Source organism: Streptomyces sp. TLI_185 (assembly GCF_003814765.1).
Classification (GTDB): domain Bacteria; phylum Actinomycetota; class Actinomycetes; order Streptomycetales; family Streptomycetaceae; genus Streptomyces.
In genome coordinates this window covers 9,854,168-9,865,360 of the sequence record NZ_RKRB01000001.1, presented here as the reverse complement: position 1 = coordinate 9,865,360, position 11,193 = coordinate 9,854,168, and the positions used below count along the sequence as shown (strand labels likewise).

General features: G+C 71.0%; 9 protein-coding genes. 8 read left to right on the top strand and 1 reads right to left on the bottom strand.

From position 1 onward, the window contains the following. Nucleotides 1-55 precede the first annotated feature (55 nt). Both ctaD and EDD92_RS45300 read left to right on the top strand, forming a co-directional pair. Nucleotides 56-1,663, top strand: a complete 1,608-nt coding sequence (gene ctaD, locus EDD92_RS45305; RefSeq protein ID WP_123969656.1) for a cytochrome c oxidase subunit I — start codon at nt 56-58, stop codon at nt 1,661-1,663. Continuing rightward, the gene (locus EDD92_RS45300) at nt 1,660-1,995 is read left to right on the top strand and encodes a hypothetical protein (RefSeq protein ID WP_123969655.1); all 336 of its coding nucleotides are present in this window, start codon (nt 1,660-1,662) and stop codon (nt 1,993-1,995) included. The genes ctaD and EDD92_RS45300 overlap by 4 nt, the downstream gene beginning before the upstream one ends. Before the next feature lie 7 nt (nt 1,996-2,002). Here EDD92_RS45300 and EDD92_RS45295 read toward each other — a convergent pair whose 3' ends face one another. Beyond that, complete coding sequence (locus EDD92_RS45295; protein WP_123969654.1) at nt 2,003-3,970, bottom strand: RICIN domain-containing protein; 1,968 nt, start codon at nt 3,968-3,970, stop codon at nt 2,003-2,005. Between the two features lie 184 nt (nt 3,971-4,154). On the opposite strand from EDD92_RS45295, the gene EDD92_RS45290 reads away from it, so the two are divergent. From EDD92_RS45290 to hypF, 6 genes are all read left to right on the top strand, one after another. Next, nucleotides 4,155-5,384 carry a glycosyltransferase gene (locus EDD92_RS45290; RefSeq protein ID WP_123970837.1) on the top strand — a complete coding sequence of 410 codons (1,230 nt, stop codon included), beginning with the start codon at nt 4,155-4,157 and terminating at the stop codon, nt 5,382-5,384. 162 nt (nt 5,385-5,546) lie between these two features. Then, nucleotides 5,547-5,678: a hypothetical protein gene (locus tag EDD92_RS51755; protein WP_260327196.1), complete on the top strand. Its 132-nt coding sequence runs from the start codon at nt 5,547-5,549 to the stop codon at nt 5,676-5,678. Between the two features lie 65 nt (nt 5,679-5,743). Next, nucleotides 5,744-7,462: a hydrogenase maturation protein gene (locus EDD92_RS45285; RefSeq protein ID WP_123969653.1), complete on the top strand. Its 1,719-nt coding sequence runs from the start codon at nt 5,744-5,746 to the stop codon at nt 7,460-7,462. After that, the gene (locus EDD92_RS45280; protein ID WP_123969652.1) at nt 7,459-8,055 is read left to right on the top strand and encodes a hydrogenase maturation protease; all 597 of its coding nucleotides are present in this window, start codon (nt 7,459-7,461) and stop codon (nt 8,053-8,055) included. The genes EDD92_RS45285 and EDD92_RS45280 overlap by 4 nt, the downstream gene beginning before the upstream one ends. Nucleotides 8,056-8,100: 45 nt before the next feature. Further along, nucleotides 8,101-8,856 carry a hydrogenase nickel incorporation protein HypB gene (hypB, locus tag EDD92_RS45275; RefSeq protein ID WP_123969651.1) on the top strand — a complete coding sequence of 252 codons (756 nt, stop codon included), beginning with the start codon at nt 8,101-8,103 and terminating at the stop codon, nt 8,854-8,856. Then, the gene (gene hypF, locus EDD92_RS45270) at nt 8,853-11,192 is read left to right on the top strand and encodes a carbamoyltransferase HypF (protein WP_123969650.1); all 2,340 of its coding nucleotides are present in this window, start codon (nt 8,853-8,855) and stop codon (nt 11,190-11,192) included. The genes hypB and hypF overlap by 4 nt, the downstream gene beginning before the upstream one ends. Nucleotide 11,193: the final 1 nt, after the last annotated feature.

Here is an 11,193-nt window from a genome sequence, read left to right as displayed (position 1 = left end):
TCTCCTCGCGTCACTTGAGTGTGACCGGCGTGCCCGGACCGGACACAGGCGGGGCATGAGGCACCTCAAGTGGCTGACGACCACTGATCACAAGACGATCGGAACGCTGTATCTGGTCACGTCGTTCGCGTTCTTCCTGGTCGGCGGTGTGATGGCGCTGCTCATGCGCGCCGAGCTGGCCCGTCCGGGCCTGCAGATCATGTCGAACGAGCAGTTCAACCAGGCGTTCACGATGCACGGCACGATCATGCTGCTGATGTTCGCGACGCCGCTGTTCTCGGGCTTCGCCAACTGGATCATGCCGCTGCAGATCGGCGCCCCGGATGTGGCCTTCCCCCGGCTGAACATGCTGGCGTACTGGCTCTATCTCTTCGGCTCGACCATCGCCGTCGGCGGCTTCCTCACCCCGCAGGGCGCGGCCGACTTCGGCTGGTTCGCCTACTCCCCGCTGTCGGACGCCGTCCGCAGCCCGGGCATCGGCGCCGACCTGTGGATCATGGGTCTGGCCTTCTCCGGCTTCGGCACGATCCTCGGTGCGGTCAACTTCATCACCACCATCATCTGCATGCGCGCGCCCGGCATGACCATGTTCCGCATGCCGATCTTCACGTGGAACGTGCTGCTGACCGGTGTTCTCGTGCTCCTGGCCTTCCCGGTGTTGGCCGCGGCCCTGTTCGCCCTGGAGGCGGACCGCAAATTCGGTGCGCACGTCTTCGACGCGGCCAATGGCGGCGCCCTGCTGTGGCAACACCTCTTCTGGTTCTTCGGCCATCCGGAGGTGTACATCATCGCGCTGCCGTTCTTCGGCATCATCAGCGAAGTGATCCCGGTGTTCTCCCGCAAGCCGATGTTCGGCTACATGGGCCTGATCGGCGCGACCATCGCCATCGCGGGTCTGTCGGTGACCGTGTGGGCCCACCACATGTACGTCACCGGCGGTGTACTGCTCCCGTTCTTCTCCTTCATGACGTTCCTCATCGCCGTCCCGACCGGCGTGAAGTTCTTCAACTGGATCGGAACGATGTGGAAGGGGTCCCTGTCCTTCGAGACCCCGATGCTCTGGGCGACGGGCTTCCTGGTCACGTTCGTCTTCGGCGGCCTGACCGGCGTGATGCTCGCCTCGCCGCCGCTGGACTTCCCGACCTCCGACACCTACTTCGTCGTCGCCCATTTCCATTACGTCATCTTCGGCACCGTCGTGTTCGCGATGTTCTCCGGATTCCATTTCTGGTGGCCCAAGTTCACCGGCAAGATGCTCGACGAGCGCCTCGGGAAGATCACCTTCTGGACGCTGTTCATCGGCTTCCACGGCACCTTCCTGGTCCAGCACTGGCTGGGTGTGAACGGAATGCAGCGGCGGATTCCCGACTATCTGGCGGTGGAGGGCCTGACGACGCTCAACACGGTGTCGACGATCTTCTCTTTCCTCCTCGGAATGTCGTTCCTGCCGTTCTTCTACAACGTCTGGAAGACCGCGCAGTACGGCGAGAAGGTCGAGGTCGACGACCCGTGGGGCTACGGCCGCTCCCTGGAGTGGGCGACCTCCTGCCCGCCCCCGCGGCACAACTTCACCGCACTCCCCCGGATCCGCAGCGAATCTCCGGCATTCGACCTGCACCACCTTCAGGATGCGGCACCGCAGAGGGAGTTGACGGCGCCATGAGCAGTGAGGACGCGCAGGTGCTCCTCAACGAGATCGAGGGGCACCTGCTGATCGCCGCGGCCCGCGATGAGGGCCGTACGGCCGCCGCGCGTTTCAGTGCCCCCTTCGACTGGCTGACGCAGTCTCAGCGGGAGGAGGTGGAGCGCCGTTTCGAGGCGGAGTACCTCGCGGTCGCCCGCGCCTCGTGGCGGCGCACGGCGGAGCGCGCCCACGAGGTGCGGGAGGAATACGAGGACGCCTACCGCGACCTGCGGCGCCGCCTGCTGGCCGGCTGGCTGCTGGCGTGCGCCGCGGTCGTGGCAGTCGGCGTCCTGTTGCTGCCGCTCGCCTAGGCCGGGGTTACGACAGCGTCCATTTCTGGTTGTCGCCCGTTCCGCAGGACCACAGCACCATGGAAGTGCCGTTGGCCGTGCCGTTGTTGTAGGCGTCGAGGCAGAGGCCGGCGTTGACGTTGGTGATGGTGCCGTCGCTGTTGACGTTCCACTTCTGGTTGTTCTGGCCGTTGCAGTCCCAGATGACGACCTTGGTTCCGTTGGTCGTGCCCTGGTTGTAGGCGTCGAGGCACTTGTTGCCGTACACCACGAGTTCCTTGCGGGAGGTGTACGTCCAGGCCTGGTTCTGGCCGCCGTTGCAGTCCCACAGCTCGGCCTGGGTGCCGTTGGTGATCGTGTTGTTGTAGATGTCCAGGCAGCGTCCGGACTGCTTGCCGACGACCTGGGAGCCGCCTGCACCCGGCAGAGGTCTGACGGTGATCGAGTCGAGGGCCGGGGCGCCCGAGAAGGTGAGCGAATTGGCGGAGCCCTTGGACAGACCGACCTGGACCGAGATCGTGCCCGGGCTGGAGCCCGTCGGCGGGAAGGAGACCGTGGTGGCGCCCTGGCCGTTGACCTTGAGGGTGCCGGTGCGGGCGCTGGAGGTGTTGTTGGTGTACGAGACGTCGACGACCTTGATACCGGTGTTCCCGGCGACCACGCCCGAGAAGCCGGAGGTACCGGTGTACGTGCTGCCGGCCGCCTCCGTCCCGCCGGTGACCGACAGCATGACCGAGCCGCCCGCCGGAACACTGGTGGTGTAACTGGTGCCGTACGAACCGACATTGGCCCGCGCCCACAGGTCACGCACGGTCGCGGACGCGTTCGTCAGACCGAGGTCGGACCAGCGGACGGTGATGTTCTGGGCGGAGGAGGTGCGGTTGAGGAGGACGACGGCACGGTTGCCGGTGCCGGCGAGGACCTTGCCGTACACCTGCAGCCCGGTCGTGTCCTCGGCGACCTTCACGCCCTGGAGACCGCGCGAGTCCTGGTCGACGCCGATGACCTCGGGGTTCTTGAGGATGCCGGCGGTCTCCGACGTCATCGTGGCGAGGTTGTTGCCGGCCAGGAGCGGCGCGCCGGAGATGGCCCACAGGTTCATGTGGGTGCGGTTCTGGGCGGCGGTGAAGCCGTCCATGCCGACCATCAGCATGTCCGGGTCGTTGTAGTAGCCGGTGTGCTGGGCCGTCGGGTGCAGGGTCTGGTCGAAGTTGGACAGCAGGTTCGTCATCGACGGGGAGTTGCCGTAGTAGATGATGTCCGTGCTGGTGCGCCACATGGGGGCCTGGCCCGGCGCCCAGTTCCAGGGATTCTGCTTGCCCCAGTTGCAGATCGAGAGGGTGAGCGGGCGGCCGGTGGTGGCCGTCGCCTTCGCGACCGAGTCGCTGATGGACTGGTACGCCGTCGCGGCGTCGAGTCCCTCGACGTCTCCGCCGCACCAGTCGACCTTGACGAAGTCGAAGCCCCACTTGGAGAACTGGAGCATGTCCTGGTCGTAGTGGCCCTCGCTGCCGGTGTTCGGGGCGGCGGGGCGGCCGGTCGGGTAGTAGTAGCCGCAGCCGTTCTTGCCGGCGTCGGTGTAGATGCCGGCCTTGAGGCCCTTGCTGTGGATGTAGTCGGCGATGGCGCTCATCCCGCCGGGCCACTCACTGGTGTCGACGGTGATGTTGCCGTCGCTGTCGCGGCTGCCCTGCCACCAGCCCTCGTCGATGTTGATGTACTTGTAGCCGGCCGCCGGCAGCCCCGCCGCGACGAACGCGTCGACCTGCTGCTTGATGACGTTGTAGTCGATCTTGGCGGCGAAGCTGTTCCAGGAGGCCCAGCCCATGGGGGCGGTGGGCACGGCTATCTGACGGGTCGTCGCCGCCTGGGCGGGGCCGGGTGCCGCGAACAGGAGTGCGGCGGCCGCGGTGACGGCGAGGGCGAGGAGGCGTACGGCGGCGGCTCTGCAGCGGCCTGCGAGACCTCTGCGGGTCGAGCGCGGAGGGGGGTACATGCGGCTCCGTTCATTCGACATATCGAACGAGGATCGGTGATCCGAACGCGTTGCGCGCCGAAAGTAGAGCCCAGTGAGCGTCAAGTCAACGGAAGCGACAGTCGCGAAGTGGCCTTTCTCGACGGGGCGTTCTCGCTGAAATGCGTACGGCGGCGCCATACTGGCCGTCGTGCGCGTAGCGATCATGACAGCGGGATCCCGGGGCGACGTCGCCCCGTACACCGGACTCGGACACGGGCTCTCCCGTGCCGGGCACGAGGTCACTCTGGTGACACATGCCCGTTTCGAGCCGCTCGTGGCCGGGTCGAAGATCCGTTTCCATCCGCTGCCCGTGGACCCGCGGGCGGAACTGGAGTCCTCGCGGGGGCGGGGGCTGCATCGCAGCGCGACCGGTGTGGGCAAGCTGGTACGGGTGGTCGCGATGGCGCGGGCGCTGGTCGGGCGGATGACGGACGACCTGGTGGCAGCCGCCCGGTCGAGCGACATGCTGCTGCTGTCCGGTTCGGTGGGGCCGCTGGGGCACACCATCGCGGAGGGCCTGTCCCTGCCCTACCTGGACGTGCCCCTCCAACCCCTCGCTCCCACACGGGAGTTCGGGCCGCCGATGCTGGGTGTCCGCTCGCTGGGAGCAGTGGGCAACCGGATCGCCGGGCACGCGGTGAGCCTGGCCGTGGAGCAGGTCTTCGCCGGGGCGCTGCCTGCGGTACGGGAGCGACTGGGGCTGCCCCGTGTCAGTGCCGCCACGGCATGGCGGGCGCGGGAGCGGCAGGGGCGGCCGGTGCTGCACGGATTCAGCCCGCTGGTGGTGCCGCGCCCGGACGACTGGCGGCCGGGCCTGTCGGTGACCGGATACTGGTGGCCGTACGACGCAGAGCCCCAACTCCCTTCTCCTGTTCGGGACTTCCTCGACGCGGGGCCGGCACCCGTCTACGTGGGCCTGGGCAGCGCGACCGTGCCCGATCCCGAGCGGCTCAGCGCCTGCATCGTGCGCGCCCTGCGCCGGGCCGGCCTCCGCGGAGTGATCCAGCGCGGCTGGGCCGGCCTCGGGGCCTGCGGCGACGACATGCTGACCGTCGACGACATCCCGCACTCCGCGCTCTTCCCCCGCATGGCCGCCGTGGTCCACCACGCGGGCGCGGGCACCACGGCGGCGGGTCTGCGCGCAGGGGTACCGGCCGTACCGGTACCGATCCAGTTCGACGAGGGCTTCTGGTCCGCCCGCCTGGTCTCCCTGGGCGTCGCCCCACGCACCCTGCCGCTGCGTCACCTCACCCCCGACACGCTGGCCACGGCACTGATGCGTGCCACCAGAGACCCGGCGTTCGCGCGGCGCGCGGAGACGCTGGGGGCACGCATCCGCGGGGAGGACGGGGTGGCGCCGGTGCTGGCGGCGGTGGATCGGTGGGGTGGTTAGGACCGGTCTCGGCGGTCCGGGGCCGGCACGGGCCGAGAGGGTTGGCCCGGGGGTTGCACCACCCGAGTGCAACCCCGCCGTCGGGACGGCCACGAGCGCCGTCCGCGCGGGTGGCGGGGTGAGCCCCGTTCATGACTCCTTGCGCTGCTGAAGAACGCCGGGATGCGCGCCGAGCACGCGGTCCAGCGCAGGCTCGACGCGATCGCCGCTGCGCTGCTCGAAATGCACTGGGGCGACCGAAGCGAGGAGTTCGAGGACCTGAGGAATGCGATCCGGATGGAGCAAGAGACCTGACGCCGGACCACGAAACGCCGCCGTGGTCCTTCTCGCCCTCCCGCATACCGACGATCATCCGCGTCATGGACATCTTGCTCGTCGCCAGCGCGTTCAACAGCCTGTGCCAGCGTGTGTACGCGGAACTGTCCGACGAAGGGCACCAGGTGGACGTCGTGCTCGCCTCCCACGGCTCCGAAGCGATCCGGACCGCCGTTCACGAAGCCCGCCCTGAACTGATCATCGCCCCGATGCTGAAGACGGCGCTGCCGGAGGACATCTGGCAGGAGCACACCTGCCTCATCGTGCACCCGGGGCCGCCCGGCGACCGCGGCCCGTCCTCCCTGGACTGGGCGATCGCCGAGGGCGCCTCGCACTGGGGGGTGACGGTGCTGCAGGCCGAGTCGGCCATGGACGCGGGCGCCGTGTGGGCGGCCGAGCCCTTCCCGGTGCCGCCCGTCGGCAAGAGCGACCTGTACCGGGGCGAGGCCTCCGACGCCGCCTCGACCGCCGTCCGGCTGGCGGTACGGCGGTACGCCGACGGATCGTTCAAGCCGCAGCCGCAGAGCGATCCCGCGATCCGGGTGGTGTGGCGCGACTTCTTCCGCCGGGAGCAGCGAAGGATCGACTGGGAGAACGACACGACTCAGACGGTCCTGCGCAAGCTCCGCGGGGCCGATTCCCAGCCGGGAGTCCTGGACGAACTCTGCGGCCAGGAGGTGTTCCTGCACGGCGGGCATTTCGAGGACCGGCTGCACGGACACCCCGGGCAACTGCTCGCGACGCGTGCCGGGGCGGTCTGCCGGGCCACCCGGGACGGGTCGGTGTGGATTCCGGAGCTGCGACCCCGCAAGGCCTCCGGCGACCCCGCGCCGTTCCGCCGTCCGGCGGCCTCCGTGCTCGCCTCCCTCCCGGCCCCGTCGCTGCCGGAGACCGCGGCACCGCTCGAATTGGCCCCCGGCAGGACCACTTGGAGCGACATCCGCTACCGGCAGCACGGCGACATCGGATTCCTGAGCTTCTCCTTCCCCGGCGGGGCGATGAGCACCGGGCACTGCCGCCGGCTGCTGGCCGCCTACCGGTACGCGCTCACCCGCCCCACCTCGCTGCTGGTGCTCGGCGGAGCCCGCGACTTCTTCTCCAACGGCATCCATCTCAACGTCATCGAGGCGGCCGCCGACCCCGCGGGCGAGTCCTGGTCCAACCTCAACGCCATGGACGACCTGGTCGAGGCGGTGCTGCGCACCACGGACCGGATGGTGGTGGCGGCGCTCGGCGGCAACGCCGCGGCCGGCGGTGTCATGCTCGCCCTGGCCGCCGACGAGGTGTGGTGCCGCACCGGCGCCGTCCTCAACCCGCACTACCGGCGGATGGGCCTTTACGGGTCGGAGTTCTGGACGTACACGCTGCCGCGCCGTGTCGGAACCGACACGGCCCTGCAACTGACCACCGAGGCATTGCCGGTGAGCGCCGCGCGCGCCGCACGGATCGGGCTGGTGGACCGTCTGGTGGAGGCCCCGGCACAGGGGTTCACCGCCGAGACCGAACGGTTGGCGGCCGAACTCGCCAGCGACCCGGACCTCCCGCAGCGGATCGCCGCGAAGGCCGCGGCACGCCAGGCGGACGAGGCACGGCAGCCGCTCGCGGAGTACCGCCGGGACGAACTCGCCCGTATGCGTGCCATCTTCTTCGATCCGCAGGCCCCGTACCACGCCCTGCGTTCCGCCTTCGTCCGCAAGCTGCCGAACGGCGAGACACGGCCCCTGGCCCCGGCCGGCGACCAGGTCGCCGGGGGTGACCGGTGACGCGGTCCGGTACCCGCCTGCTGGTGGCGGGCGTCGGCAACATCTTCCTTGCGGACGACGCCTTCGGCCCCGAGGTGATCCGAGCCCTGGACCGGCGGCCGCTGCCTCCCGAGGCCCGGGTACGGGACTTCGGCATCCGCGGCATGGATCTCGCGTACGAACTGCTGGACGGCTACGACACGGCCGTCCTGGTCGACGCGGCCGCGCGGGGGCACCGGCCGGGCACCCTGTCGCTGATCGAGCCGGAACTGCCCGACGACACCGTGGATGCCGCTCCGCCCGAGGCCCATGGCATGGATCCGGCCAAGGTGCTGGCCCTGGCCGCCCACCTGGGCGACGAGCCGCTGCCGCGCGTCCTCGTTCTCGCCTGCGAGCCCGAGGTGCGGCCACGCGGCGACGAGGACATCGTCCCGGGCATCAGCGCACCGGTTCGCGAGGCGGTCGACAGGGCCGTCACAGCCCTGCACACGCTGGTCCCGGCACTGCTCGCCGACCCCGCGGCCACGCCTTCGTTGAGCCGCCCGGACGAATCCACGGACCCGTCCGCGGCCGAGGTCCCGCTCCCGGTGGCCGGCGGCGTCGAGGATCGGTGACGCACCGACACCCACTCCGTCGAACGACCGCGAGGAGCAGCGCCCATGTGCGAGTCCATGGACGACGTCACCCAGGCCGTCCTCGCGAAGAACGACGGCCTGGCCGCGAGCCTGCGCGAGGAACTGGGCCGGCGTGGGGTCGGCGTCGTCAACCTGCTGTCCAGCCCGGGCAGCGGCAAGACGGAACTGCTCGGGAAGGTGCTGGCCCTGGCGGTGGAGCGGCGCATCCCGGTGGCCGCGCTCACCGCCGACCTGGCGACCGAGAACGACGCCCACCGGCTCGCCCGCTCGGGGGCGCCGGTGAAACAGCTGCTGACGGACGGGCTGTGCCATCTGGAGGCCCGGCAGCTCCGCCGCCATGTGGAGAGCTGGCTGCCCGCGGACACCGCGGTGCTGTTCGTGGAGAACGTCGGCAACCTCGTCTGCCCGGCGGCCTACGACCTCGGCGAGAGCCTGCGGATCGTCCTGATGGCGGTCACGGAGGGCGAGGACAAGCCGCTGAAGTACCCGACGGCCTTCGGCTCCGCCCATCTGGTCGTGCTCACCAAGACCGATCTGGCCGAGCCCGCCGGTTTCGACGAGGCCGCCTTCGCCGCCCATGTGCAGCGGGTCAACCCCGGGGTGGAGGTCGTACGGTCCTGCGCCCGCAGTGGCGACGGCGTCGCCACCGTGCTGGAGCGGGTGCTCGCCGCGCGGGACGGGGCCCCTGTACACCGGCCCCCTCTCGCGCCGCACCCGCACGGCCACGAGCACGAGCACGCGCAGCAGACCACGGGCCCTGCTGCCAGCCGCGTCTCGTGACCGCTCCGGCAGCGCAGGCCGTGCGCCGCCGTGTCGTCGTGCGCGGCACCGTGCAGGGCGTGGGCTTCCGCCCCTTCGTGCACCGCCTGGCCACCGATCTCGCGCTGGCCGGGTTCGTGAGCAACACGGCCGGCGGCGTACTCATCGAGGTGGAGGGCCCGCCGGACGGTGTCGCCCGTTTCTGCGGCCTGCTGGCCACGGAGCCTCCACCCCTGGCCGCCGTCACCGCCGTCGGCGTCGAGGACCTGCCCGCCACGGGCGCGGACGACGCCTTCACCATCCGCGCCACCGAACGGTCCGCGGGCCGCACGCTGCTCCCGCCCGACACGGCGACCTGCCCCGACTGTCTGCGGGAACTCGCCGATCCGGCCGACCGCCGCCACCGGCACCCGTTCGTCACGTGCACCCACTGCGGCCCCCGCTTCACCATCGCCACGGGGATGCCCTACGACCGGGCGGTCACCACGATGACCGGCTTCCCGATGTGTCCCGCATGCGCCCGGGAGTACGGCGACCCCGCCGACCGCCGCTTTCACGCCCAGCCCGTCGCCTGCCCGGACTGCGGTCCCCGGCTGCGCCTGGTGCCTGCGGCCGACAGCGGGATCCGTCCTGCGCGGGACGGCGACGCCCTGGTGGAGGCCCGGGCCCTACTGGCGGCCGGACGCATCCTCGCCGTCAAGGGCCTCGGCGGCTATCACCTGGCGTGCGACGCCACCGACGCACGAGCCGTCGACACACTGCGCACCCGGAAGGAGCGCGGTGGCAAGCCGTTCGCGGTGATGTGCGCGGACCTCGACACCGTGGAGAAGATCGCCCTGCTCTCCGCGGCCGAGCGCACGGCACTCACCAGCGCCCGCCGCCCCATCGTCCTGCTGCGCCCGCGGACACCGGCCCAGCACCTGCGCCTCGCTCCCGGTGTGTGCCCGGGCAGCCCGCAGCTCGGCGTGATGCTGCCGTACACGCCCGTGCACGTCCTGCTGTTGGGGCTGCCCGGTGATCCGCCGGGCCCACGTGTACTGGTCATGACCAGCGGCAACCGGTCGGGGGAACCGATCGTCACGGACGACGAGGAGGCGCTGACCCGGCTGGACGGGCTGGCCGACGCCTGGCTTGCCCACGACCGGGCGATCGCCTCACCGTGCGACGACTCCCTGCTGCGGGTGCGCGGCGACGGCAGCGAGCAGGTGCTGCGGCGGTCCCGGGGGTATGTGCCCCGCCCACTGCGGCTGCCGGTCGCCGTGCGGCCCGCGCTCGCGGTGGGCGGCGACCTCAAGAACGCGCTGTGCGTCGGCGAGGGCGACCAGGCCTGGCTCGGCCCGCACATCGGCGACATGGGGGACCTGACCACGCTGGCGGCCGCCGAGCGCGCGGAGGGGCACATCCGGCGGCTGAGCGGCGTCAACCCCGAACTCGTCGCAGCGGACCGGCACCCCGGCTACCACTCGGCCCGCTGGGCCCGCCGACGCGCGGCCGAACTATCCCGGCGCACACCGGTGTTCGTCCAGCACCACCACGCGCACCTCGCCTCCGCGATGGCCGAGCACGGCCTCGACGGCACCACACCCGTGATCGGCGTCGCCTTCGACGGCACCGGCTACGGCGACGACGGCACCGTCTGGGGCGGCGAGATCCTCCTCGCCGACTACGCGCGTCACCGGCGCTTCGCCCACCTCTCCCCCGCCCCGCTGCCCGGCGGAGATGCCGGGGTCGCCAACCCGTGCCGTCTGGCCCTGGCCCGGCTGTGGGCCGCGGGTCTGCGGTGGGACGCGGATCTGCCCTGCGTCGCCGCCTGCTCGGCTACGGAACTGACCCTCCTGGAACAGCAGTTGGCGCGCGGGGTGGCCTGCGTGGCGACCTCCAGCATGGGCCGGCTCTTCGACGCGGTGTCCTCCCTGGTGGGTGTGTGCCACCGCGCGGGATACGAGGCCCAGGCGGCTCTGGAGCTGGAGGCAGCGGCTGCTTCGGCCCGGGACGCCGACACCTCGGCGTACGCCTTCGGTATCGGCTCCGGCATGTGCGACCCGGCACCGGTGCTCGGCGCACTGGTGGCCGACCTGCGGCGCGGCACCCCTGCCCCCGTGCTCGCCGCGCGCTTCCACCGCGGCGTCGCCAGGGCCGTCCTGGAGATCTGCCGGCTCGCGCGCCGGGACACCGGCCTGGCCACGGTCGCCCTCAGCGGCGGGGTCTTCGCCAACGCGCTGCTGGAGGAGGAGTGCACGCGGCTGCTGGCCGAGGACGGCTTCATGGTGCTGCGGCACGGTGAAGTCCCCCCGAACGACGGCGGACTGGCCCTTGGACAACTCGTGGTCGCGGCGCACGAACGACAAAAGGAGTGAC

What these genes read in the sequence shown, in the direction of transcription:
- EDD92_RS45295 (WP_123969654.1), bottom strand. Translation starts at nt 3,970, where the DNA reads ATGTACCCCCCTCCGCGCTCGACCCGCAGAGGTCTCGCAGGCCGCTGC.
- EDD92_RS45300 (WP_123969655.1), top strand. Translation starts at nt 1,660, where the DNA reads ATGAGCAGTGAGGACGCGCAGGTGCTCCTCAACGAGATCGAGGGGCAC.
- ctaD (WP_123969656.1), top strand. Translation starts at nt 56, where the DNA reads ATGAGGCACCTCAAGTGGCTGACGACCACTGATCACAAGACGATCGGA.
- EDD92_RS45285 (WP_123969653.1), top strand. Translation starts at nt 5,744, where the DNA reads ATGGACATCTTGCTCGTCGCCAGCGCGTTCAACAGCCTGTGCCAGCGT.
- hypB (WP_123969651.1), top strand. Translation starts at nt 8,101, where the DNA reads ATGTGCGAGTCCATGGACGACGTCACCCAGGCCGTCCTCGCGAAGAAC.
- EDD92_RS45290 (WP_123970837.1), top strand. Translation starts at nt 4,155, where the DNA reads ATGACAGCGGGATCCCGGGGCGACGTCGCCCCGTACACCGGACTCGGA.
- EDD92_RS51755 (WP_260327196.1), top strand. Translation starts at nt 5,547, where the DNA reads ATGCGCGCCGAGCACGCGGTCCAGCGCAGGCTCGACGCGATCGCCGCT.